The sequence below is a fragment of the Actinoplanes couchii genome, from assembly GCF_016862075.1.
GTDB lineage: Bacteria > Actinomycetota > Actinomycetes > Mycobacteriales > Micromonosporaceae > Actinoplanes > Actinoplanes couchii.
In genome coordinates, this window is the sequence record NZ_BOMG01000056.1 from 15,847 (window position 1) to 37,484 (window position 21,638).

27 protein-coding genes, 2 pseudogenes and 1 riboswitch are annotated in these 21,638 nt (G+C 68.7%); of the genes and pseudogenes, 3 read left to right on the forward strand and 26 right to left on the reverse strand.

From position 1 onward, the window contains the following. Nucleotides 1-58: 58 nt before the first annotated feature. Nucleotides 59-382 (forward strand): DUF3311 domain-containing protein, encoded by a 324-nt coding sequence (locus Aco03nite_RS22415; RefSeq protein ID WP_203797558.1) that lies wholly within the window; start codon nt 59-61, stop codon nt 380-382. Further along, complete coding sequence (locus tag Aco03nite_RS22420; RefSeq protein ID WP_203797560.1) at nt 382-2,040, forward strand: sodium:solute symporter family protein; 1,659 nt, start codon at nt 382-384, stop codon at nt 2,038-2,040. The genes Aco03nite_RS22415 and Aco03nite_RS22420 overlap by 1 nt, the downstream gene beginning before the upstream one ends. Here Aco03nite_RS22420 and thiC read toward each other — a convergent pair. The 10 genes and pseudogenes from thiC to Aco03nite_RS22465 all read right to left on the reverse strand — a co-directional run bounded on the left by thiC (nt 2,016) and on the right by Aco03nite_RS22465 (nt 10,443). Continuing rightward, entirely contained in the window at nt 2,016-3,530 is a 1,515-nt protein-coding gene (gene thiC, locus Aco03nite_RS22425) for a phosphomethylpyrimidine synthase ThiC (protein ID WP_203797562.1), read from the reverse strand. The two genes, Aco03nite_RS22420 and thiC, sit on opposite strands and share 25 nt — an antisense overlap. Nucleotides 3,531-3,726: 196 nt before the next feature. Next, on the reverse strand, nt 3,727-4,494 hold the full coding sequence (gene thiD / locus Aco03nite_RS22430; RefSeq protein ID WP_203797564.1) for a bifunctional hydroxymethylpyrimidine kinase/phosphomethylpyrimidine kinase: 768 nt from the start codon (nt 4,492-4,494) through the stop codon (nt 3,727-3,729). Further along, on the reverse strand, nt 4,491-4,856 hold the full coding sequence (locus tag Aco03nite_RS54730; RefSeq protein ID WP_373872629.1) for a thiamine phosphate synthase: 366 nt from the start codon (nt 4,854-4,856) through the stop codon (nt 4,491-4,493). The genes thiD and Aco03nite_RS54730 overlap by 4 nt, the downstream gene beginning before the upstream one ends. A 228-nt stretch (nt 4,857-5,084) precedes the next feature. Beyond that, nucleotides 5,085-5,339: pseudogene (locus Aco03nite_RS54735) on the reverse strand (thiamine phosphate synthase); the annotation flags it as partial. Beyond that, on the reverse strand, nt 5,333-6,070 hold the full coding sequence (locus Aco03nite_RS22440; RefSeq protein WP_203797761.1) for a thiazole synthase: 738 nt from the start codon (nt 6,068-6,070) through the stop codon (nt 5,333-5,335). The gene Aco03nite_RS22440 and the pseudogene Aco03nite_RS54735, both read right to left, overlap by 7 nt. A 125-nt stretch (nt 6,071-6,195) precedes the next feature. Then, nucleotides 6,196-6,396, reverse strand: a complete 201-nt coding sequence (thiS, locus tag Aco03nite_RS22445; RefSeq protein WP_203797567.1) for a sulfur carrier protein ThiS — start codon at nt 6,394-6,396, stop codon at nt 6,196-6,198. Further along, nucleotides 6,393-7,415 carry a glycine oxidase ThiO gene (gene thiO / locus Aco03nite_RS22450; RefSeq protein WP_203797568.1) on the reverse strand — a complete coding sequence of 341 codons (1,023 nt, stop codon included), beginning with the start codon at nt 7,413-7,415 and terminating at the stop codon, nt 6,393-6,395. The genes thiS and thiO overlap by 4 nt, the downstream gene beginning before the upstream one ends. Beyond that, nucleotides 7,412-8,011: a thiamine phosphate synthase gene (locus Aco03nite_RS22455; protein ID WP_203797569.1), complete on the reverse strand. Its 600-nt coding sequence runs from the start codon at nt 8,009-8,011 to the stop codon at nt 7,412-7,414. Before Aco03nite_RS22455 ends, thiO begins: the two co-directional genes overlap by 4 nt. Continuing rightward, nucleotides 8,004-8,115, reverse strand: a riboswitch (TPP riboswitch). Its footprint overlaps the gene before it by 8 nt. Nucleotides 8,116-8,151: 36 nt before the next feature. After that, a complete protein-coding gene (locus Aco03nite_RS22460; RefSeq protein ID WP_203797570.1) occupies nt 8,152-9,798 on the reverse strand; it encodes an ABC-F family ATP-binding cassette domain-containing protein in 1,647 nt (548 codons plus the stop codon). Between the two features lie 27 nt (nt 9,799-9,825). Further along, a complete protein-coding gene (locus Aco03nite_RS22465) occupies nt 9,826-10,443 on the reverse strand; it encodes a class I SAM-dependent methyltransferase (RefSeq protein ID WP_203797571.1) in 618 nt (205 codons plus the stop codon). Nucleotides 10,444-10,539: 96 nt separating this feature from the next. Here Aco03nite_RS22465 and Aco03nite_RS22470 point away from each other — a divergent pair, with 96 nt between their 5' ends. Continuing rightward, nucleotides 10,540-11,301, forward strand: coding sequence for an RNA-binding protein (locus Aco03nite_RS22470; RefSeq protein WP_203797573.1), 762 nt, complete (start codon nt 10,540-10,542; stop codon nt 11,299-11,301). Here the strand turns inward: Aco03nite_RS22470 and truA are convergent. The 16 genes and pseudogenes from truA to rplF form a co-directional block, all read right to left on the reverse strand. After that, nucleotides 11,241-12,056, reverse strand: coding sequence for a tRNA pseudouridine(38-40) synthase TruA (truA, locus tag Aco03nite_RS22475; protein WP_203797576.1), 816 nt, complete (start codon nt 12,054-12,056; stop codon nt 11,241-11,243). The two genes, Aco03nite_RS22470 and truA, sit on opposite strands and share 61 nt — an antisense overlap. Nucleotides 12,057-12,144: 88 nt before the next feature. Beyond that, nucleotides 12,145-12,714 (reverse strand): 50S ribosomal protein L17, encoded by a 570-nt coding sequence (gene rplQ, locus Aco03nite_RS22480; protein WP_203797578.1) that lies wholly within the window; start codon nt 12,712-12,714, stop codon nt 12,145-12,147. Between the two features lie 36 nt (nt 12,715-12,750). After that, nucleotides 12,751-13,773 (reverse strand): DNA-directed RNA polymerase subunit alpha, encoded by a 1,023-nt coding sequence (locus Aco03nite_RS22485; protein ID WP_014440749.1) that lies wholly within the window; start codon nt 13,771-13,773, stop codon nt 12,751-12,753. Between the two features lie 92 nt (nt 13,774-13,865). Continuing rightward, the gene (gene rpsK / locus Aco03nite_RS22490; protein ID WP_014440747.1) at nt 13,866-14,273 is read right to left on the reverse strand and encodes a 30S ribosomal protein S11; all 408 of its coding nucleotides are present in this window, start codon (nt 14,271-14,273) and stop codon (nt 13,866-13,868) included. A 17-nt stretch (nt 14,274-14,290) separates the two neighbouring features. Beyond that, a complete protein-coding gene (rpsM, locus tag Aco03nite_RS22495; protein ID WP_203797580.1) occupies nt 14,291-14,671 on the reverse strand; it encodes a 30S ribosomal protein S13 in 381 nt (126 codons plus the stop codon). A gap of 150 nt (nt 14,672-14,821) precedes the next feature. After that, nucleotides 14,822-14,938, reverse strand: a complete 117-nt coding sequence (rpmJ, locus tag Aco03nite_RS22500) for a 50S ribosomal protein L36 (RefSeq protein ID WP_091262778.1) — start codon at nt 14,936-14,938, stop codon at nt 14,822-14,824. 51 nt (nt 14,939-14,989) lie between these two features. Continuing rightward, a complete protein-coding gene (infA, locus tag Aco03nite_RS22505; protein WP_007073013.1) occupies nt 14,990-15,211 on the reverse strand; it encodes a translation initiation factor IF-1 in 222 nt (73 codons plus the stop codon). Nucleotides 15,212-15,679: 468 nt separating this feature from the next. Next, nucleotides 15,680-15,863 (reverse strand): annotated as a pseudogene (locus Aco03nite_RS54740) (DUF1707 SHOCT-like domain-containing protein); the annotation flags it as partial. A 49-nt stretch (nt 15,864-15,912) separates the two neighbouring features. Continuing rightward, a complete protein-coding gene (gene map, locus Aco03nite_RS22515; protein WP_203797582.1) occupies nt 15,913-16,746 on the reverse strand; it encodes a type I methionyl aminopeptidase in 834 nt (277 codons plus the stop codon). A 151-nt stretch (nt 16,747-16,897) separates the two neighbouring features. Further along, on the reverse strand, nt 16,898-17,551 hold the full coding sequence (locus Aco03nite_RS22520) for an adenylate kinase (protein ID WP_203797583.1): 654 nt from the start codon (nt 17,549-17,551) through the stop codon (nt 16,898-16,900). A 71-nt stretch (nt 17,552-17,622) separates the two neighbouring features. Beyond that, on the reverse strand, nt 17,623-18,963 hold the full coding sequence (gene secY, locus Aco03nite_RS22525; RefSeq protein ID WP_203797764.1) for a preprotein translocase subunit SecY: 1,341 nt from the start codon (nt 18,961-18,963) through the stop codon (nt 17,623-17,625). A gap of 468 nt (nt 18,964-19,431) precedes the next feature. Further along, nucleotides 19,432-19,881 (reverse strand): 50S ribosomal protein L15, encoded by a 450-nt coding sequence (gene rplO, locus Aco03nite_RS22530; RefSeq protein ID WP_203797584.1) that lies wholly within the window; start codon nt 19,879-19,881, stop codon nt 19,432-19,434. Next, on the reverse strand, nt 19,881-20,063 hold the full coding sequence (gene rpmD, locus Aco03nite_RS22535; protein ID WP_043531070.1) for a 50S ribosomal protein L30: 183 nt from the start codon (nt 20,061-20,063) through the stop codon (nt 19,881-19,883). The genes rplO and rpmD overlap by 1 nt, the downstream gene beginning before the upstream one ends. Beyond that, the gene (rpsE, locus tag Aco03nite_RS22540) at nt 20,063-20,686 is read right to left on the reverse strand and encodes a 30S ribosomal protein S5 (RefSeq protein ID WP_203797585.1); all 624 of its coding nucleotides are present in this window, start codon (nt 20,684-20,686) and stop codon (nt 20,063-20,065) included. The genes rpmD and rpsE overlap by 1 nt, the downstream gene beginning before the upstream one ends. Before the next feature lie 13 nt (nt 20,687-20,699). Then, nucleotides 20,700-21,095, reverse strand: coding sequence for a 50S ribosomal protein L18 (rplR, locus tag Aco03nite_RS22545; protein ID WP_425544579.1), 396 nt, complete (start codon nt 21,093-21,095; stop codon nt 20,700-20,702). Continuing rightward, nucleotides 21,092-21,631: a 50S ribosomal protein L6 gene (rplF, locus tag Aco03nite_RS22550; RefSeq protein ID WP_203797586.1), complete on the reverse strand. Its 540-nt coding sequence runs from the start codon at nt 21,629-21,631 to the stop codon at nt 21,092-21,094. Before rplF ends, rplR begins: the two co-directional genes overlap by 4 nt. Nucleotides 21,632-21,638 lie beyond the last annotated feature (7 nt).

Sequence of the window (21,638 nt, forward strand, 5' to 3'; positions counted from 1 at the left end):
TACGCCACCTGCAAACATGGGCCGCCGGTAAGCCGATGATCACGCTTCGGAGGCGTCCATGGCGGAATGGCGACAGCGGACACACGGGGACCAGTACTTCGGCAACTACTCGGCACCACAACCGGACACGATCCGCTCCCGGCACTCCGGGATCGACGACCACGACAGCGAACCGGCCCGGCGGCGCGGCATCTTCGACCGCCCCGACGCGCACCCCCGCACCTGGCTCCTGCTCATCCCGATCGTCCTGCCCCTGACGCCGACGCTCTACAACCGCGTCGACCCGGCCCTGATGGGCATCCCGTTCTTCTACTGGTCCCAGCTCGGGTTCGCGTTCCTGGCCAGCGGCGTCATCACCTACCTGCACAGGCGGTCCCGCTGATGGATGCTCGGCTGACGGTCTTCGTCGTCGTCTTCGGCGTGGTCGCGATCCTGGGTTTCGCGGCGTCCCGCTGGCGCCGGCCGGACAAAATCCACAGCCTGGAGGAGTGGGGTCTGGGCGGTCGCGCGTTCGGGAACTGGGTGACGTTCTTCCTGCTCAGTGGGGACGTCTACACCGCGTACACCTTCGTAGCCGTACCCACGCTGGTCTTCGGGGTCGGCGCTTCCGGGTTTTTCCCGGTCCCGTTTCTGATCATCGTCTATCCGATGCTGTTCGTGGTGCTGGCCCGGTTCTGGTCGGTGTGTCACGTGCACGGGTTCGTGACTCCGGCCGAGTTCGTCCGGGCCCGGTTCGGTTCGCGGGGGCTCGGCAAGATCGTCGCGGTCCTCGGGATCGTGGCGACCATGCCGTACATCGCCCTGCAGTTGATCGGCATCGAAGCCGTCTTCGAGGTGATGGGCCTGCCCAAGGGCTGGCCGCTGACCGTGGCGTTCGTGGTGCTGGCGCTCTACACCTTCAATTCGGGGCTGCGCGCTCCGGCGCTGGTGTCGATCGTGAAGGACGCGCTGGTGCTGTGGGCGGTGCTGGCCGCGGTGCTGATCGTGTCGATGGTGCCGGGCAGCTGGGAGCCGGTGTTCCAGGCCGCGGAGGCCAAGTTCGCGGCGAGTGCCCGCACCGACGACGGCCTGCTGCTGGCGCCGCAGAGTCAGCTCAACTACGTGACGCTGGCTCTGGGGTCGGCGGTGGCGCTGTTCCTCTACCCGCACACGCTGACCGGGGTGCTGGCCGCCCGGAACCGGGGCACGCTGCGGCGCAACCTCGCGGTGCTGCCGATCTACACGCTCACGCTGGGCATCCTGATGCTTGTCGGGTTCGCCGCGATCTACAGCGGCACCCAGCCGGTCGGCGGGAACGGGAACACCGTCGTCCCGCAGTGGTTCGACGGCAACGCCCCGGCCTGGACCGCCGGCCTGGTGTTCGCCGCGATCGGTGTCGGCGCGATGGTGCCGGCGGCGATCATGTCGATCGCGGCGGCGAACCTGTTCACCCGGGACATCTACCGGCAGTACTTCCGGCCGAACGCGTCGGACCGGGAGGAGACGTACGTCAGCAAGACCGCCTCGCTGACCGTCAAGTTCGGCGCCCTGCTGGTGATCCTGCTGCTCAATACCCAGTTCGCGATCGATCTCCAGCTCATCGGCGGCGTGGTGATCATGCAGACGCTGCCGGCCGTGGCCCTCGGTCTCTACACCAGCTGGTTCCATCGCGGGGCACTGGTCACCGGTGTCTTCGCCGGCCTCGTCACCGGGCTGGTGATGCTCTATCAGGTGCCGAAACTCGGCGGCCCGGACGGCCGGACCGTGGTCCGCGAGCATTTCGGCGGATCGGCCTGGCCGCTGGACACGATCGGTATCGACAGCAACGCCAGCATCTACGTCGGTGTCGTCGCGCTGGCGGTGAACCTGCTGGTCACCGTGATGCTCACCGGGCTCCTGCGCGGCTTCGGGGTGCCCGGTGGGCCGGATCGCACGCGGGATCAGGACTACGTGGCCGACGAGGGCGACCCGACGATCCGCCGGATGACCGAGATCATCGACGGGCAGCCGGCGCCCTCGTCGTACTTCGAACCCCGTCAGGCTCCGGTGACCGGCAGATAGACCCGTCCGCCGGCGTCGACGAACTCGCTGGACTTGGCCTTCATCCCGGCTTCCCGCAACTCGTGGCTGATCTTCATCGAGCAGAACTTCGGTCCGCACATCGAACAGAAGTGCGCGGTCTTCGCGGCGTCGGCGGGCAACGTCTGGTCGTGATAGGACCGGGCCGTCTCCGGGTCGAGGGCCAGCTCGAACTGGTCCTCCCACCGGAAGTCGAACCGGGCGCGGGAGAGGGCGTCGTCCCACTCCTGCGCCCCGGGATGCCCTTTGGCCAGGTCGGCCGCGTGCGCCGCGATCTTGTAAGCGATCATGCCCGCCTTGACGTCGTCCTTGTCCGGCAGCCCGAGATGCTCCTTCGGGGTGACGTAACAGAGCATCGCCGTGCCGAACCAGCCGATCATCGCGGCGCCGATCGCCGACGTGATGTGGTCGTAGGCGGGCGCGATGTCGGTGGCCAGCGGCCCGAGTGTGTAGAACGGCGCTCCCCCGCACAGCTCGACCTGCCGGTCCACGTTCTCCTTGATCTTGTGCATCGGCACATGACCAGGACCTTCGACCATCACTTGTACGTCGTACTCCCAGGCGATGTGGGTCAGCTCGCCAAGGGTCCGCAACTCCGCGAACTGCGCCTCGTCATTGGCGTCGGCGATCGAACCCGGCCGGAGCCCGTCCCCGAGCGAGAACGTGATGTCGTACTCCCGGAAGATTTCGCACAGCTCCCGGAAATGTGTGTAGAGGAAGTTCTCCCGGTGCTCGGCCAGACACCACGCGGCCATGATGGAACCGCCCCGGGAAACGATTCCGGTCACCCGCTCGGCCGCCAGCGGAACGTATTCCAGAAGCACTCCGGCATGGATCGTCATGTAGTCGACGCCCTGCTCGGCCTGCTCGATCACGGTCTGCCGGAACAGTTCCCAGGTCAGTTTCAGCGGATCGCCCTTGACCTTCTCCAGGGCCTGATAGATCGGCACCGTACCGATCGGCACCGGCGAATTCCGGACGATCGCCTCCCGGGTCTGGTGGATCCGCGGCCCGGTCGACAGATCCATCACCGTGTCGGCGCCCCAGCGGGTGGCCCACGTCAGTTTCTCGACCTCCTCGGCCACCGACGAGGTCACCGCCGACGTGCCGATGTTCGCGTTGACCTTCACCAGGAACCGCGACCCGATCACCATCGGCTCCGACTCCGGATGATTGACGTTGGCCGGCAGCACCGCCCGCCCCGCCGCGATCTCGGACCGCACCACCTCGACGTCGACGCCTTCCCGGATCGCCGCGAACTCCATCTCCGGCGTGACGATCCCCGCCCGCGCGGCGGCGAGCTGGGTCCGCCCCCTGCGCCAGGGTTTCCGCAGCTCAGGCAGCCCTTCTGCGGGATCGCTACCGGGCCCCGAGGTGTCGTAGAGCCGCACCGGCGCATGATCCCCGCTGAGCACCACCTCGGTGAAGGGCACCCGCACCCCAGCCCCGTCCACATAGACCTTACGGCGCATGACAAAACCTCCTAAGAGCAAACAAATCCGGCGGCGTACGGCCGCAAAGGGTCCGCAAGATCGCCGCACGAGCCGATTTCGAACCGGCCTCCGTCAGGTGGACCCGGCGGCTTCCGTCAGGTGGACCCGACCTCTGTCAGGTGGGCCCGGCCTCCGTCAGGTGGGCCCGGCCTCCGTCAGGTGGGCCCGGCCTCCGTCAGGCGGACCAGCCGAAGTGATCCAGCGGTCCGGGCCCCGCCCCCAGCCGCCACGAGGCCCCGCCGCGAAGTCCGCGATTCACGTAGTCCTTGGCCGCCGCCACCGCGTCCGGCACCGGATCACCGGCAGCCAGCCGCACCGCGATCGCCGACGAGAAGGTGCAACCCGACCCGTGGTTGTTCCCGGTAGCGATCGGTTCGCCCGGCAGCAGAGTGGTCTCGCCGTCGACGTGCAGCACATCGACGGCCTGTTCACTCCCGGTCACCACGACCGCCTGCGGCCCGAGGCCGGCAAGCTCGACCGCCGCCGATTCCATCTCCGCGACGGTCTCGACCCGGCGCCCGAGAAGAGCCCCGGCTTCATACCGGTTCGGCGTGATCACCCGGGCATACGGCAGAAGCAGCCCGACCACCGCGACCTCACCCAGACGACTCCCCGCAGTGGCCACCAGAACCGGATCCACCACGAGATTCGGCAGTTCCCCCACTCGTTCCGCGACGACTTTCGCCACCGCCGGATCCGAGATCATCCCCACCTTGACCGCGCCAACCGAGAAGTCCGACAGCACGGCATCCAACTGCGCAGCCACAACATCAGCCGGAACCGCATGGATAGCGGAGACCCCGAGCGTGTTCTGCGCGGTGACAGCCGTGACAACGGAGGTCCCGAACACCCCGAGAGCGGCAAAGGTCTTCAGATCAGCCTGAATCCCGGCCCCGCCCCCGGAGTCCGACCCGGCAATGGTCAGCACCACCCCCGGAGTCACCCCCGCCTCCCCGGGGAGACGACTACCTGCCCGGCAGCCAACCCGCGCCGTCCCCCACCGGCACCTGATTCCCCAGGTGTGCCCGATCCCCCAGGTGTGCCCGATCCCCGAGGCGTGCCCGACGCGAAGGCCTCGGCGAGTTCCCGGGCCAGGGACGGCGTCCGCATCACCGCACCCATCACCGCGATGCCCGCTGCTCCGGCCGAGGCACACTCCCGAGCACGTTCCGCGGAGTCGATCCCACCAAGCGCCAGCCAGGGCACCGGCGCCTTCATCGCGGCAGCCCCCACCGCCCCGAGGGCCGGCCCATACCCAGGTTTCGACCGGGTCGGATAAACCGGCGAAACCGTCACATAGTCCACGCTGGACAGATCCTCGAACCCATGCCACGAACGCCCGACCAACCCGACGCCCGAGAAAGAACGCTCAGCCGGGAAGGAGAAATCACGGCCGACACGGGCAGCGCCGGAAGGAAGAGGACCAGCGGGAAGAGGACCGGCGGGAAGCGAGTCGGCAGGAAGAGGATCAGCAGGAAGAGGATCGGCGGGAAGCGAGCCAGCGGGAAGCGAGTCGGTGAGGAGCCGGCCGGTGGGGAGGGGATCGGCTCCGGCGAGGTGTACCGCGGAGCCACCGAGCGGGTCCGGCCCGGCAACGATCAAGCGCGAAGGCGGAACCACAGAGCGGAGTTCAGCGGCCAGAGCTGCTCGTTCCTCGTACGGCAGATCCCGCTCGCGGAGAACGACCCACGCCGCACCGCAACGGACCGCCGAGCGGACCACCTCCACCAGCGGGCCGGAAGCGGACCGCCGATCGGTGAGCACGACGAGCCCGCCCGGCGTCACCACTGGGCGATCCCGTCGTCCGGTGTGGACGCCAACGCATGGAACCGGCGCGGAATCCGCCCCGCCGACCGGGCCAGACGACCGGCGGTGACCGCGTGCCGCATCGCCGCCGCCATCGCCGCCGGGTCGTCGGCACGGGTGATCGCGCTGGCGATCAGGACCGCGTCACAGCCCAGTTCCATCGCCCGCGCCGCGTCCGAGGCGGTGCCGATACCGGCGTCGAGGACCACCGGCACGTCGACACTCTGCACGATCAACTCGATGTGGTGCGGGTTGGAGATCCCCAGCCCGGACCCGATCGGCGACCCGGCCGGCATCACCGCGGCACACCCGGCATCCGCCAGCCGCCGGGCCAGGATCGGATCGTCACTGGTGTACGGCAGCACCCGGAACCCGTCAGCCACCAGCGTCTCCGCGGCCCGCAACAGTTCCACACCGTCGGGCAGCAGGGTCCGCTCGTCCCCGATCACCTCCAGCTTGATCAGATCGGTCTCGAACGCCTCTCGCGCCATCCGGGCCGTCTTCACCGCGTCCCCCGCGGTGTAACAACCGGCCGTGTTCGGCAGCACCCGGACCGCGAGCCGGTCCAGCATCGGCAACAGCCCCGGACCGGCCGCGTCCACCCGCCGCAGCGCCACGGTGACGAGCGTCGTCTCCGACGCCACGATCGCCTCTTCCAGAGCGGCGAGACTGTTCGCCCCGCCGGTACCGAGAATAAGCCCGTTCCCCGGCAGAAACCCCTGCTCAAGGTGGTACCGCTGATCCTGGTACCGCCGATCCTGGGATGGAGAATCGAGGGCGGCAGCGGGAGAAGCGGAGGCGGGACCGGCAGGAACACGCCGCTGGGACAGCGTCATCGTCAGCCTCCCTGCGCCGCGGTCAGAACCTCGACCCGGTCACCGTCGGCGAGATCCACCTCGGCCCATGTGGACCGGGGCACCACCGTCCCGTTGACCGCGACCGCGACCCCACGCCGAGCCGCGATGATCTCCGCGACCAGCGTCGCCACCGAGCAGCCACCGGCCCGGTCCTGGTCCTGCCCGTTGATGGTCAGCTTCATCGGAACCTCCCGGGAGCGAACCCGTCGATGATCGGATCCGCCGACCCGGTGAGCACCAGGTCAGCGATGAGTCGTGCGGTGATGGGCGCGAGCAGGATCCCGTTCCGGAAGTGCCCGGCCGCCACCACGACCCGGCGGGCGGGATCGTCGAGGAGACCCAGGATCGGCCCGTTGTCCGGGGTTCCCGGCCGATGCCCCACGGTGACTTCGGTGAGTTCGTGTTCGGCGAGTCCGGGCACCAGGTCCAGGGCGGCCCGCAGCAGGTCGTGCACTCCCCCGGCGGTGTTCCGCGAGTCGGTGATCTCCTCCTGGGTGGCCCCGACGACGACCTCGCCGTCGGCGCGCGGCACCAGGTAGACGTGCCGTCCGTCGGCGGCCCCGTCGATCACGTGCCGGAGCAGCCCGGGTTCCCCGCGCAGCCGCAGCACCTGCCCTTTGACCGCCCGGATCGGCAGCCCGGTGAGTGCGGCCGTCCCGGCTCCGGCCGCGACCACGACGACGTCGGCGTCCACCTCGGACAGATCGGCGACCCGACGCGGGACGATCCGGCCGCCGAGGCGGTCCCGTAGCACCGCGACGACCCGGCGGGGGTCGGCCTGGTGCTCGTCGGCCGCGAACGCCCCGGCCCGGACCCGTGGCGAGATCCCCGGTTCGAGCTCCCGGACCCGGGATCCGCTCAGCGGCGTGAGTTTCTGGTGTCTCCACTCCCGGGCGGCCGAGGCCACGTCATCAGCGGTGAGCGCGACGGACAGGGTTCCGGCGGTGTCGTAGCCGATGTCCCCGAGCGAGGCCGCGAACTCCGGCCACAGTCCGTGCGAGGCTTCCAGCAGCCGGGTGAGGTGCGGATATTCGAAGGCCGACTCACCACCGGGAGCCAGCATCCCGGCCGCGACGTGCCAGGCCCCGCCGGTGCCGTCCGGCGCCGGGTCGAGAACGGTGACGTCCGCTCCACGGTCGAGGAGTTCGGCGGCGACGGCCAGCCCGATGATGCCGCCACCGACCACGGTGACCCGGCTCATCGCAGGGCCGCCAGGAATTCCGCGACAGCTCCCTTCGGGTCCGCCACGAAGGCGGAGACCGCCGCGACCCCGTGCACCGCGAGCTGCGGCACCCGTTCCGCGGTGATGCCGCCGATGGCGAGGACCGGAGTGCCCGGCACCGCCTCGGCGACGGCCGCTACCGCGGCCGGTCCGAGTGGTGGTGGCAGTCCGTCCTTCGTGGAGGTGTGGAAGGCCGGCCCGACCCCGAGATAGGTGGCGCCGGCCGCGACCGCGGCCCGCGCCGCGGAGGCGTCCCGGCAGGTGGCCCCGACGATCGCGCCCGGCCCGAGAACCCGCCGGACGGCGTCGACCGGAAGATCGTCCGCCCCGACGTGCACGCCGTCCGCCCCGGCCGCCAGGGCCACGCCGACCCGGTCGTTGACCAGCACCGGTGTGCCGAGGCCCCGGCAGATGGCGACCGCTTCGAAGGCCACCCGGTAGGCGAGAGCGTCACTGGATTTGACCCGGATCTGAACTGCCACGTCGTCCAGACCGGCCACGCCCCGGACCACGGAAACCGAGTCCGTTATGACATGGATTCGCGGAAACTGGATACGCGGAAACGATGTGCCCATGAAGCACTCCTCCCTGCGCCGGCATGACCCGGATCAGGTTCGACGGTCGGGGGCCGCATCAGCCCCCCTCTCAGCCCGGTGCCCGGACTCCCGTGGGTATGTGTTGTGACCGGACCATAACCGGTCGGTCACCGGAAAAGCTAGCGCACGTCCCAGACCGGCTCCGGCACCTCGACGACCTCGCCGTCGCTCCTGAACAGCACGAATCGATCGAACGACCGGGTGAACCAGCGATCGTGGGTGACCGCGATCACCGTGCCGTCGAAGGCTTTCAGCCCCTCTTCCAGCGCTTCCGCGGACGCCAGGTCCAGGTTGTCCGTCGGTTCGTCGAGCAGCAGAACGGTCGCACCGGACAGCTCCAGCAGCAGCACCAGGAACCGGGCCTGCTGACCCCCGGAGAGGGTGCCGAACCGCTGGTCGCCCTGGGCGGCCAGCTCGTACCGGTTGAGGGACTTCATCGCACCGGCCCGGTCCATTCCGGACCGGTGGTCGTCACCCCGCCAGAGGATCTCGACCAGGGTCTTCTCCACCAGCTCCGGCCGGTCGTGGGTCTGCGAGAAGTGCCCGGGCCGCACCCGCGCGCCGAGCCGGGCCCGGCCGCCGTGGGCCACCGGGGACAGCGGCGCCCCGTCGACCGGCTTGTGCTCCAGGTCGGGGTCGGTGCCACCGGCGGCGAGCAGCCGCAGGAAGTGCGACTTGCCGGTGCCGTTGGCGCCGAGCACGGCCACCCGGTCCCCGTACCAGATCTCCAGGTCGAACGGGAACGTCAAATTCTCCAGCTCGAGCTGCTCGCAGATGACCGACCGTTTGCCGGTGCGGCCGCCGCGCAGGTTCATCCGGACGGACTGGTCCTTGGGCGGCAGCGGCGGCTGGCCGGCCTCCTCGAACTTGCGGAGCCGGGTCTGCGCGGCCTGGTAGCGGGAGGCGAGACCGTCGTTGAACATGGCCTTGTTCTTCAGGGTGAAGACGAGCTCTTTCAGCTTCTCGTGCTCCTCGTCCCAGCGCCGGCGCAGCTCTTCCATCCGCTCGTGCCGGTTGACCCGGGCAGCGTGCCAGGAGGCGAAACCGCCGGGATGGGTCCAGGCGCCGCCGCCCTCGACGGCCACCACCCGGTCGGCGGTCTCGGCGAGCAGCTCCCGGTCGTGGGAGACGTAGAGCACCGACTTGTTCGACTCGCGCATGCGCTGTTCCAGCCAGCGTTTGGCCGGGACGTCGAGGAAGTTGTCCGGCTCGTCGAGGAGCAGCACCTCGTCGTTGCCACGGAACAGCAGGTCGAGGGCGAACCGTTTCTGCTCGCCGCCGGAGAGGGTGCGCACCACGCGGTGGCGGGCCTCCTCCCACGGTCTGCCGAGGATGCTGACGGCCACGGTGTCGAAGAGCACCTCGGCGTCGTATCCCCCGGCCTCGCCCCAGTTCGCGAGCGCGTTGGCGTACGCCAATTGGCTCTTCTCGGTCTCGTCCAAGGCCGCGGTGGCCTTGGCCAATCGCTCACCGGCCGCGCGGAGGGGCGGCGCGACCAGGGACAACGCGAGGTCCTCCAGGGTCCGGTCGTCGCCGATCATGCCGATGAACTGGCGCATCACGCCGAGCCCACCGGCCCTGGCGATCGTCCCGCTCTGGGTCGGGATGTCCCCCGCGACCATCCGCATCAGCGTGGTCTTGCCCGCGCCGTTGGGCCCGACGAGCGCGACCTTGGCCCCCTCGCCGACGCGGAACGCCACGTCGGTGAAGAGCTCCCGTCCGTCCGGGAGCACAAATCCGGCGCCAGCGACATCCACATAACCCATGGCGGCATCCTCCCTGGAAAGCCCTGCTCAGTCAGCCGAATTTCCGGTGACCCGGAGCACCCGGAAACCCCGCTGGCTGGCCACCCGCTCGACCGTCCACCCCAGCCCGGTGAGCCAGGTGTGCAGCGAGTCACCACCGAGGTTCCGGTTGATCACCAGCCAGGCGACGCCGCCGGGGGCGAGCCGGGGCAGCCACCGCTCCATCAGCGTGTGCAGCTCGGCCTTGCCGACGTGGGTGGGCGGGTTGCTCCAGATCTCGGTGAAGGTCACGTCGTCCGGCACGTCGTCCGGTGCGGAGACCAGCACCCGGCCGGACAGCCCGAGCCGCTCGGCGTTCTCCACGGCCAGCTCACGGGCGCGGGCGTTGACGTCGATCGCGTGGACGGTCACCCCTGGCGCCTCACTGGCCAGCACACAGGCGATCGGCCCGTACCCGCAGCCGAGGTCCAGCATCGTGCCCTCGGCGCTCGGGCCGGGCAGTCCGCCCTTGCGCAGCAGCACGGCGGTGCCGGGGTCGAGGCGCCCGGCGGAGAACACACCGGAGGCGACGGCGAGCCGGTAGTCCCGGCCGGCGACGGTGAACTCGATCTCGCCCTTGTGGAACGGGCCGTCGGGTTCGGCGGTGAAGTAGTGGTCGGCGCTCACCACACGATTTTCCCGCCGCCGGGTGACGGCCTCCGCGCCGGGGTACCGGACAGGCTGTGCGTTCATAGATCAGCGTGCACGTCTAGCTTGGGCCCCATGCCGCACGGCCAGCACCGCCGGGCGACCCGGCGGCACCTCCACCGCGAACCCCACCCGACCGCCCAGCTGGTCGCTCGCGGGCTCGCCGCCCTGATCGTGCTCGGCATCTTCGTGATGGTGGGTGTCCTGTTCGTCGCCGACGACCGGCGGCCGGCGCCCGCCCGCGCCCTGCCCTCCGCCGAGGTCGACGCCCGCATCGCGTCCCGGTCGGTCGATCCGGAGCCACTCGGCCCGGACGAGGTCTTCCCGGCCGGCTCCGCCGATTTCGCGACGACGGCGCGGGACGTCACGACCGACTGCGCGGTCGCGGCCACCGGTGCCCTGCGCACGACGCTTGCCCGGTACGGGTGTTCGCAAGCCGTCCGGGCCGCCCTGACCGTGGGATACGCCGACTTCCGGATCACCGCGGGCATCCTGAACCTGCCGGACACCACGAACGCCTCAGCCGTCGGCGCGCAGATCCGCGCTCTGGTGGAGACCGGTGACGGCGGGTTCGCCGACCTGACCGGGACCGGCACCGGCGCGGGCACCCCGGTGCTGTGGCGGACCCGCGGCCACTACGTCGTGTACTGCGTGATCACCGGCCCGGACGGCGACCTGGTCCCGGCCGGTGACCCGCGGATCCAGCGGGTCACCACCGACGTCCTGGACCGGCATCTGCACGACCGGGTGCTGCTCCGCCGAGCCGGCGCCGAGGGTCAGGCGCGCAGCCGGCGGGTGGCCACGGCCCGGGCCTCGTACTCGGCCGCGTCCGGGTAACCGACCTCGACCAGGGTCAGCCCGTGTGCCGGGGCCACCACCACGTCGCTGGACCGTTCGCGCAGGGTGAGCAGCTTGGCCGGCCACTCCGCCGCCCGCCGGCCGTCCCCGACCGTCAGCATCGCCCCGACCAGGCTGCGGACCATGGCCTGGCAGAACGCGTCGGCCTGCACGGTGGCCACACAGATCCCGTCCGGGTCGCGCCGCCAGTCCAGCCGGGTGATCGCCCGGATCGTGGTGGCGTGCTCCTTGCGCTTGCAGAACGCGGCGAAGTCGTGCTCGCCGACCAGCCCGGCCGCGCCCTCGTTGAGACGGTCCAGGTCGAGCGGCCGCACCCAGCCGAGGGTGTCGTGGCGGCGCAACGGCTCCGGGCCCCACGGGGTGTCGGCCACCCGGTACTCGTACCGCCGGAAGGTCGCCGAGAACCGTGCGTCGAAGGTGTCCGGAACCGGCGTGATCGCCCGGACCCTCGCATCCGGCGGGGTCAGCGCGGCGAGCCTGCGCAGCAGCGAGCCCTCCAGCTCGGTCCAGCGCTCGGCCGGCAGGTCGACGTGACAGACCTGCCCGCTGGCGTGCACCCCCGCGTCGGTGCGGCCGGCCACCGTCATCCCGAGCGGTGTCTCCGCCCCGATCAACCGGGCAAAGGCCTCGATCAACACCCCTGCGACGGTACGTCTACCGGGCTGGACCGCCCACCCGGAGAACTCGGCGCCGTCGTACGACACGTCCAGCCGCAGCCGGATCGATTCGGTCATCGCTCCTCGTTCGGATCGGGAAATGACTGCGGCCCGGCCCCCTGGGAAGGGATGCCGGGCCGTAGCCGATGCAACTAGGCCGTGAGGATCAGGCCTTGGTGGTGTCGCCGCCCTCGGCGTCGGCACCCTTGTCACCGGAAGCGCTGACCGGAGCGTCGGCGTCCTGGTCGTCGCTCTTGTCCGCGTCGGCGGCGGCGCTGGTCGGAGCCGCCTCCTCCTCGGGGGCCAGAGCCTCGACCTTGGCCTGCTGCGCGGCGGCCTTGCGGGCCTCCTTGGACGGGCCGGTGGTGGCCGCGACCTCGAGCTCCTCGACCAGCTCGATGACGGCCATCGGAGCGGCGTCACCCTTGCGCGGGCCGATCTTGGTGATCCGGGTGTAACCACCGGGGCGGTTGGTGTACCGCGGAGCGATCTGCTCGAACAGGGCGTACACGACGTCCTTGTCCTTCACGGTGCCCAGAACCCGGCGACGGGCGTGCAGGTCGCCACGCTTGGCCTTCGTGATGAGCTGCTCGGCCAGCGGGCGGAGCCGCTTGGCCTTCGTCTCGGTGGTCTTGATCTTCCCGTGCCGGAAGAGCTCGGTGGCCAGGTTGGCCAGGATGAGCTTCTCGTGTGCCGGGCTGCCGCCGAGGCGGGCACCCTTGGTGGGCGTGGGCATTTCAGATGCTCCTTGAAATGTGGCGCAGCCGAGCTCTTAGAGCTGCTCGGTCTCGCGGTAGTCGTCGGTGTCGTAGTCCACGTCGCCGAACGAGTCGACCACGTGCGCGGGGTCGAAGGACGGCGCGCTGTCCTTCAGGCCCAGGCCCATCCCGGCGAGCTTCATCTTGACCTCGTCGATCGACTTCTGGCCGAAGTTCCGGATGTCCAGAAGGTCAGCCTCCGTACGCCCTATCAACTCGCCCACCGAATTGATGCCTTCACGCTTGAGGCAGTTGTACGACCGGACGGTGAGGTCCAGCTCCTCAATCGGAAGGGCAAGGTCGGCAGCGAGCTGCGCGTCCTGCGGAGACGGGCCGATGTCGATGCCCTCAGCGGTCTCGTCCAGCTCACGGCAGAGGCCGAAGAGTTCGACGAGGGTCGAGCCAGCCGAGGCCAGCGCGGTCCGCGGGGAGATCGACGCCTTCGACTCGACGTCGATGATCAGGCGGTCGAAGTCGGTACGCTGCTCGACACGGGTGGCCTCGACGCGGTAGGTGACCTTGAGCACCGGCGAGTAGATCGAGTCGACCGGGATCCGGCCGATCTCGGCGCCGGCGCTCTTGTTCTGCGCCGCGGTGACGTAGCCACGACCGCGCTCGACGGTCAGCTCCATGTCCAGCCGGCCCTTGCTGTTCAGGGTCGCCAGCTTCAGATCGGGGTTGTGCACGGAGACACCGGCCGGAGGCTGGATGTCACCGGCGGTCACGTCGCCCGGTCCCTGCTTGCGCAGGTACATGCTGACCGGCTCGTCGTGCTCGGAGCTGACGGTGAGCTCCTTGACGTTCATGACCAGCTCGACCACATCCTCTTTGACACCGGGGATGGTGGTGAACTCGTGCAGAACGCCGTCGATCTTGATGCTGGTGACCGCCGCGCCCGGGATGGACGACAGCAGGGTACGCCGCAGAGAGTTACCGAGGGTGTAACCGAAGCCCGGCTCCAGCGGTTCGATGGTGAACCGGGAGCGGGTCTCGCTGAGCGACTCCTCCGAGAGGGTCGGCCGCTGGCTGATGAGCACGCTGTTCTTCTTTCTGTCCGGTCACCCGCTATTTGATGACCATCGGATGTGCCCGGCACCGATGACGGCGCCGGGCAATCTGTACTACTTCGTCAGACCCGACGACGCTTCGGCGGACGGCAGCCGTTGTGCGGCTGGGGCGTCACGTCGGAGATCTGCCCGACCTCGAGGCCGGCGGCCTGAAGCGAACGGATCGCGGTCTCCCGGCCGGAGCCCGGGCCCTTGACGAACACGTCGACCTTGCGCATGCCGTGCTCCATGGCACGACGGGCGGCCGCCTCGGCAGCGAGCTGCGCGGCGAACGGGGTCGACTTGCGGGAGCCCTTGAAGCCCACCTGGCCGGAGGAGGCCCAGGAGATGACAGCACCGGTCGGGTCGGTGATCGACACGATGGTGTTGTTGAAGGTGCTCTTGATGTGCGCCTGCCCGTGGGCGACGTTCTTGCGTTCCTTGCGCCGGACCTTCTTGACTGCGGCCCCTGCGCGTGCCTTCGGTGGCATAAGTCGATGCGCTCCTATTACTTCCGGCCGGGCTTCTTCTTACCGGCGACCGTACGCTTCGGGCCCTTACGGGTACGAGCGTTGGTACGGGTCCGCTGGCCCCGGACGGGCAGACCCTTGCGGTGACGGATACCGGCGTAGCAGCCGATCTCGACCTTGCGGCGGATATCCGCGGCGACCTCGCGGCGCAGGTCGCCCTCAACCTTGAAGTTGGACTCGATGTAGTCGCGGAGCTGAACCAGCTCCTCGTCCGTGAGGTCCTTGGCGCGCTTGTTCAGGTCAATAGCCGTAGCGGTCAGAGCCTCTACAGCGCGGGTACGGCCAATGCCGTAAACGTAAGTGAGCGCGATCTCCATCCGCTTTTCGCGGGGAAGATCGACGCCGACGAGACGAGCCATTGCTGGGCGTACTCCTCGTTGTGATCGCGGAGGTCTGTGCCCGTCCCGTCCCGCCTGCCCCGGCGGGCCCCGGCCTCCGACCGGGGGTACAGCCGTGTATGACCACGACTGGGACGAGCTATTTCAGTGGTGCGGATCTTGCGCCGGTAATCAGCCCTGGCGCTGCTTGTGACGCGGGTCGGTGGAGCAGATGATCATGACCCGGCCGTGCCGCCGGATGACCCGGCAGTTGTTGCAGATCCGCTTGACGCTCGGCTTGACCTTCACGGTTTGCCTTAACTCTCAGTCAGACGGGATTGGAAAACCCCCGCGACCCGTTTACTTGTAGCGGTAGACGATGCGCCCGCGGGTCAGGTCGTACGGCGAAAGCTCGACGACGACCCTGTCCTCGGGAAGGATGCGGATGTAGTGCTGGCGCATCTTCCCGGAGATGTGTGCCAGGACCTTGTGACCGTTCGCAAGCTCAACGCGGAACATGGCGTTGGGCAAGGGCTCGATCACTCGGCCTTCGATCTCGATGGCTCCGTCTTTTTTGGGCATGTCCTCCGCTACCTGACATCGGGTTCTGGGGCAGGCTGACGCAACGTCATCCGGGGGCCGGAAGACCCGCGGACAGCCGCGCCTCCCTCGGTCCCCGAAGCGCTTGAGGACATGAAGGAGTGGACGCTACGCGCCAGCGAGCCAGTCTACGCGCCCTCAACAGCCACGCCAAACCGAGGGTTGCGTAACCCGCTGTCGGGCGTGTTCACCGATGGACAACTCGACCATAACGGTCCTAGTGGCCGCGATTGCCCCGGTCCTTGAAGTGCGCCATCACCGCGAAGGCCAGCGGAATCAACACCCAGCCCGGCCAGAAGTAACCCGCACCGCCCATCAGCCAGACGAAGACGCAGATCACGAAGACGAAGGCCATGCCCTGGACGCCACCGGACTTGCCCTGATGCTTCGCCTTCTTGTGCACCGAGCCGTGAGCCGTCGGCGGCTCCGGAGCGGCAGCCGGCATCACCTGGGACTTCGTCACCGGCACCGTGCCCGGCAGATCGTCGAGCAACCCGTCCAGATCGCCGTAGGTCTTCGCCCCGTACGCCCTCTGCACCCGCTCGTCGTACTCGCTCAGATCCAGCCGGCCCTCGTCCAGCGCCGCCTTCAGCTGATCGGCGACCTGCTGCCGATCGCCGTCGCCGGCCCGCATCCCCTCATGCCCCATGCGTCCCAGGATGCCACCAGCACACCAGCGGCCACTACGGCTGGCGTGCCGTGACGAGATCACCCAGACGTGCGCGACCGCCGTCCGGAGCCGTGGTCACCCACACCCCGTCGGCCAGCAGAGCCATCGTGTGCTCCACGTGCGCGGCCCGGGAGCCGTCCCGGGTCACCACGGTCCACCCATCACTCAGTTCGGCCGTACGCGGCGATCCCAGCGTGATCATCGGCTCGATCGCCAGCGCCAGACCCGGCTCCAGGCGGATGCCCCGGCCCGGCTTGCCGTGGTTGAGCACGTGCGGGTCCTGGTGCATCTCGGTGCCGATGCCGTGACCGCCGTAACCGTCGACGATCCCGTACCGCCCCGCCTTGCGGATGGTCTTCTCGATGTTGAACGAGATGTCGGTCAGCCGGCCGCGCCCGTTGGCCACCCCGCGCGCCGCGGCGGCGATCCCGGCCCACATCGCGTCCTCGGCCACCTCGGCCATCTTCAGCAGTTTCGGATCGGTTTCGCCGACACCGACCGTGATCGCCGAGTCGCCGTGCCAGCCCTCCAGGATCGCGCCGCAGTCCAGCGAGATCAGGTCACCCTCCCGGAGCACCTGCTCGGCGCCGGGGATGCCGTGCACGACCTGCTCGTTGACCGAGGCACAGATCGAGGCGGGGAAGCCGTGGTAGCCCTTGAACGACGGGACCGCGCCCGCGTCCCGGATCACCTTCTCGGCGATCGCGTCCAGATCGGCGGTGGAGACACCGGGAGCGACAGCCGCCCGCATCGCCTCCAGAGCCGCGAAGACGACCAGGCCGGCGGCCCGCATCAGCTCGATCTGCTCAGGGGTCTTCAGCTGAATGTCCAGCTCTTGGCGGCGCATGGCTCTCTCGTTCTCTACATGCCACTGCCCCGGGGTTACCCGGGGCAGCAGCGGTGCTCGATTGTCGGGCCTGATCCGCCCTCTGGCGTCCTCGGCCCGTTCGGGCTTTCTCGGCCCCCGTCCGGGACCGGTTCAGCCCTGTGCGGCCGCCTCAGCCCCCGAACGACTGCAGGGCGTCGATCGCGCGCATCGTCACGTCCTCGACCGGACCGGTCGCGTCGATGCCGACCAGCTTGCCCTGGGCGCCGTAGAAGTCGACCAGAGGAGCGGTCTTGTCCGAGTACTCGACCAGCCGGTTGGCGATCGTCTCGGCCTTGTCGTCGTCGCGCTGGAACAGCTCGCTGCCGCACCGGTCGCAGATGTTGTCCTTGCTCGTCGGGTCGAACTCGACGTGCCAGATCTTTCCGCAACCCCGGCAGGTCCGGCGGCCGGAGAGCCGCCGGATGACCTCGTCGTCGTCGACCACGAGCTCCATCACCAGGTCCAGCGCCGTGCCCAGGTCGGCCAGGAGCTTGTCCAGGGCCGACGCCTGGGGCACTGTCCGCGGGAAGCCGTCCAGCAGGAAGCCGTCACCGGCGTCCGGCTCGGCGAGCCGGTCGCGGACCATGTTGATGGTCACCTCGTCGGGGACGAGCTGCCCGGCGTCCATGTAGCGCTTGGCCTCGACGCCCAGCGGCGTCCCCTGCGACACGTTCGCCCGGAAGATGTCCCCGGTCGAGATCTTCGGTACGGCGAGATGGGCGGCGATGAACTCAGCCTGGGTCCCCTTGCCGGCCCCCGGAGGGCCCACCAGTACCAGCCGCACCTACATCGCCTCGCTTCGGTCCTGAGAAACCACGCACACCGACGCCAGAGCCCCCCGGCCCCGCGTACCCACTACCGGAGGAACCCTTCGTAGTTCCGCTGCATGAGCTGGCTCTCGATCTGCTTCACCGTCTCCAGACCCACACCCACCATGATCAGCACCGCGGTACCACCGAACGGGAAGTTCTGGTACTGCTGCTGGTTCAGCCAGATGAAGAAGAAGTTCGGCAGGACCGAGATCAGGCCAAGGTACAACGCCCCCGGCAGGGTGATCCGGCTGAGGATGAAGTCCAGGTAGTCGGCGGTGGGCTTGCCCGGGCGGATGCCCGGCACGAAACCACCGTACTTCTTCATGTTCTCCGCGACCTCGGTCGGGTTGAACGTGATCGAGACGTAGAAGTACGTGAAGAAGATGATCAGCAGGAAGTACACGCCGATGTAGAACGGGCTGGTCGCGTCCGCCAGGTACCGCTGGATCCAGATCTGGTAGTCCTTCAGGTTGTTCTGATCGAAGAACTGCAGATACAGCTGCGGCAGGTAGAGCAGCGAGGACGCGAAGATGACCGGGACGACACCCGCCTGGTTCACCTTCAGCGGGATGTAGGTCGAGGTGCCCCCGTACATCCGCCGGCCGATCATCCGCTTGGCGTACTGCACCGGGATCCGGCGCTGCGCCTGCTCGATGAAGACCACCAGCGCGATGATGACCAGGACCAGGCCGATCACCAGGAAGAACTTGCCGGTGCCGCTGGACTCCTTGATGCTCCAGCCCTCACCGGGAAGGCGGGCCGCGATCGAGGTGAAGATCAGGACGGACATGCCGTTGCCGACACCGCGGTCGGTGATCAGCTCGCCGAGCCACATGACCACACCGGTACCGGCGGTCATCGTCATGACCAGGATCGTCAGCGTGAGCCACATCGGGATGCCGGTGGACTCGGGGATGATCTGGTAGGTCGGGTCGTCCTGGTCGCACATGTTGTTGAACAGCTGACCGGTGCGAGCCAGCGCCACGAACGCCGAGGCCTGCAGGACAGCCAGGCCGAGCGTCAGATAGCGGGTGTACTGCGTGATTTTCGCCTGGCCGGACTGACCTTCCTTGCGCAGTTGCTCCAGCCGCGGGATCACCACGGTGAGCAGCTGCAGGATGATCGACGCCGTGATGTACGGCATGATGCCCAGCGCGAAAACGGAGAGCTGCAGGAGCGCGCCGCCGGAGAAGAGGTTCAGCAGGTTGAGAACGCCGTTGGTGTCCGACTCGGTGAGTTTCAGACATGCCTGGACGTTGGCGTAGGACACGCCAGGACTGGGCAATGTGGCACCGAGACGATAAATGGCGACGATCGCTACCGTGAAGAGTAGCTTCTTCCGCAGGTCAGGCGTCCGAAGCGCGCTCGAGAAGGCGGACAACAACTGATCCTCCTGCGTGGTCGCCACACTCTGGATTGCGGTATCCCGGAACTTCGGGCACACATCATTGGACAGCCATAGAGGCCGCCAGCGGAGCACTGTATCAGCAAGGCCGAGGACGCAACCACCGGCATGGCACGGGCTGATGTCCCAGTACAACACAACTGTCCGGCTTCATGGCTGAAGCGGTTCCTTGCGCGCCTGTCGGCATGCTCGTCTCACCCTACGGCACCGACGGGAACACTCCCAGTTTCCATCGAAGACAACCACTGTCCGATGCGGAACGCCCGGCACCCGCCGCCCTGAGGCGGCCCACACGGGACCAAACGCCCGATCCGCACTCCCGTAACCCTCACAGCGCAATCAGCGCCTCACGCGCCGCACAGGGCCGTTTACGCCACGCCCGGAAACGGGAAGAGGCCGCGGCCCCGGGGGATTACCCCGGAACCGCGGCCTCAACCGCGCTAGCTACTACAGCTCGGTGACGGAACCACCGGCGGCAGCGATCTTCTCCTTGGCCGACTCGCTGAACGCGTGGGCGGAGACGGTCAGCGACACGCCGCCCAGCTCGCCCGAGCCCAGCACCTTGACCGGCTGGCCCTTGCGCACCGCGCCGGCCTCGACCAGCTCGGAGGGGCCGATCTCGCCGCCGTTCGGGAACAGCTCGGCGAGCCGGTCCAGGTTCACGACCTGGAAGACGACCTTGTTACGGGGCCGGTTGCCCAGACCCTTCATCTTCGGGAGGCGCATGTGGATGGGCATCTGCCCACCCTCGAACGCCGCCGGGGTGTTCTTCCGAGCCCCGGTGCCCTTGGTACCGCGACCCGCGGTCTTGCCCTTCGAGCCCTCACCGCGACCCACACGGGTCTTCGCGGTCTTGGCGCCCGCTGCGGGACGAAGGTGGTGGACCTTGATCGCCATTACTCGACCTCCTCGACAGTGACGAGGTGGTTCACGGCGAAGATCATGCCCCGAATCTCGGGACGGTCCTCCTTGACCACCACATCGTTGATCCGCTTCAGGCCGAGCGACCGCAGGGAGTCCCGCTGGTTCTGCTTACGGCCGATACCGGACCGGATCTGGGTGACCTTCAAGCGTGCCATCAGCGCACCGCCGCTTCCGCCCGCGCCGCCAGCATGGCAGCCGGCGCCACGTCCTCGACGGGGAGGCCACGACGCTTCGCGACAGCCTCCGGGGACTCGAGGCCCTTCAGAGCGGCCACGGTCGCGTGCACGATGTTGATCGGGTTCGAGGAGCCGAGGCTCTTCGACAGGATGTCGTGGATACCGGCGCACTCGAGCACGGCACGCACCGGGCCACCGGCGATAACACCGGTACCAGCGGAAGCCGGCTTGAGCAGGACGACACCCGCGGCAGCCTCACCCGTGATCGGGTGCGGAATGGTCGCACCGATACGCGGAACCTTGAAGAAGTGCTTCTTGGCCTCCTCGACACCCTTGGCGATAGCCGCGGGCACCTCCTTGGCCTTCCCGTAGCCGATGCCGACGGTGCCGTCACCGTCGCCGACGATCACCAGGGCGGTGAAGCTGAAGCGACGACCACCCTTGACGACCTTCGCGACACGGTTGATCGCGACGACCCGCTCCAGGTGCGGGGTCTTCTCGACGGGCGCGTTACCGCGACCGCCCTCACGGCGGTTGTCGCGGCGGCCGCCACCTTCGGTGTTACCGCCGGACCCGCCGCCACGGCGCTGCTGACCAGGCATTGGTCAAATCCTCCTAGAACTCGAGTCCGGCTTCGCGGGCGGCGTCCGCAAGCGCGGCGATCCGGCCCGCGTACTTGTTGCCACCGCGGTCGAAGACGACCTTGGAAATCCCCGCGGCCTTGGCCCGCTCGCCGAGCAGAGCACCGACCTTGCCGGCCAGGGCGCTCTTGTCGCCCTCTCCACCACGGATCGAGGTGTCGAGAGTCGACGCCGAGGCCAGCGTGTGGCCCTTGAGGTCGTCGATGATCTGCGCGGTGATGTGCCGCGCGGACCGGGTGACGACCAGGCGGGGACGCTCGGCCGTACCACGGACGTTCTTGCGGACCCGGAAGTGCCGACGCGCCTTGCCGACGGCACGCTTGGCGGCAACACCGCCGCCGTTGCGGCGCTTGATCAGCGTGGCGGTCACTTCTTACCTGCCTTTCCAGCCTTGCGGCGGATGACCTCGCCCTGGTACTTGACACCCTTGCCCTTGTAGGGCTCCGGCGGGCGGATCTTGCGAATGTTCGCGGAGATCTCACCAACCAGCTGCTTGTCGATACCGGCGACCGAGAAAACGGTCGGCTTCTCGACGGAGAAGGTGATGCCCGCAGGGGCCGGCACCAGGACCGGGTGCGAGAAGCCGAGGGCGAACTCGAGGTCCTTGCCCTTGGCGGTCACGCGGTAACCGGTGCCGTTGATCTCGAGCGTCTTCTTGTAGCCCTCGGTGACGCCGATAATCATGTTGGCGACCAGGGTACGAGAGAGGCCGTGGAGTTCCTTGGCCTTGCGCTCGTCGTTGGGGCGGTTGACGACCAGTTCGCCATCGTCCTTCGAGACCGTGATCGGCTCGGCGACGGTGTGCGACAGTTCGCCCTTGGGGCCCTTGACCTTGACGGTCTGCCCCGTGATGGTGACGTCGACGCCGGCCGGGACCGGGATCGACTTACGTCCGATTCGCGACATGTCTAAG

Bases quoted from the DNA above. Each gene is read 5' to 3' on its own strand.
- Aco03nite_RS22415 (WP_203797558.1), top strand. From the start codon at position 59: ATGGCGGAATGGCGACAGCGGACACACGGGGACCAGTACTTCGGCAAC.
- Aco03nite_RS22420 (WP_203797560.1), top strand. From the start codon at position 382: ATGGATGCTCGGCTGACGGTCTTCGTCGTCGTCTTCGGCGTGGTCGCG.
- thiC (WP_203797562.1), bottom strand. From the start codon at position 3,530: ATGCGCCGTAAGGTCTATGTGGACGGGGCTGGGGTGCGGGTGCCCTTC.
- thiS (WP_203797567.1), bottom strand. From the start codon at position 6,396: ATGAAGCTGACCATCAACGGGCAGGACCAGGACCGGGCCGGTGGCTGC.
- thiO (WP_203797568.1), bottom strand. From the start codon at position 7,415: ATGAGCCGGGTCACCGTGGTCGGTGGCGGCATCATCGGGCTGGCCGTC.
- Aco03nite_RS22455 (WP_203797569.1), bottom strand. From the start codon at position 8,011: ATGGGCACATCGTTTCCGCGTATCCAGTTTCCGCGAATCCATGTCATA.
- Aco03nite_RS22460 (WP_203797570.1), bottom strand. From the start codon at position 9,798: ATGGGTTATGTGGATGTCGCTGGCGCCGGATTTGTGCTCCCGGACGGA.
- Aco03nite_RS22470 (WP_203797573.1), top strand. From the start codon at position 10,540: ATGCCGCACGGCCAGCACCGCCGGGCGACCCGGCGGCACCTCCACCGC.
- truA (WP_203797576.1), bottom strand. From the start codon at position 12,056: ATGACCGAATCGATCCGGCTGCGGCTGGACGTGTCGTACGACGGCGCC.
- rplQ (WP_203797578.1), bottom strand. From the start codon at position 12,714: ATGCCCACGCCCACCAAGGGTGCCCGCCTCGGCGGCAGCCCGGCACAC.
- rpsK (WP_014440747.1), bottom strand. From the start codon at position 14,273: ATGCCACCGAAGGCACGCGCAGGGGCCGCAGTCAAGAAGGTCCGGCGC.
- rpsM (WP_203797580.1), bottom strand. From the start codon at position 14,671: ATGGCTCGTCTCGTCGGCGTCGATCTTCCCCGCGAAAAGCGGATGGAG.
- infA (WP_007073013.1), bottom strand. From the start codon at position 15,211: ATGCCCAAAAAAGACGGAGCCATCGAGATCGAAGGCCGAGTGATCGAG.
- map (WP_203797582.1), bottom strand. From the start codon at position 16,746: ATGCGCCGCCAAGAGCTGGACATTCAGCTGAAGACCCCTGAGCAGATC.
- rplO (WP_203797584.1), bottom strand. From the start codon at position 19,881: ATGGCGATCAAGGTCCACCACCTTCGTCCCGCAGCGGGCGCCAAGACC.
- rpmD (WP_043531070.1), bottom strand. From the start codon at position 20,063: ATGGCACGCTTGAAGGTCACCCAGATCCGGTCCGGTATCGGCCGTAAG.
- rpsE (WP_203797585.1), bottom strand. From the start codon at position 20,686: ATGCCTGGTCAGCAGCGCCGTGGCGGCGGGTCCGGCGGTAACACCGAA.
- rplF (WP_203797586.1), bottom strand. From the start codon at position 21,631: ATGTCGCGAATCGGACGTAAGTCGATCCCGGTCCCGGCCGGCGTCGAC.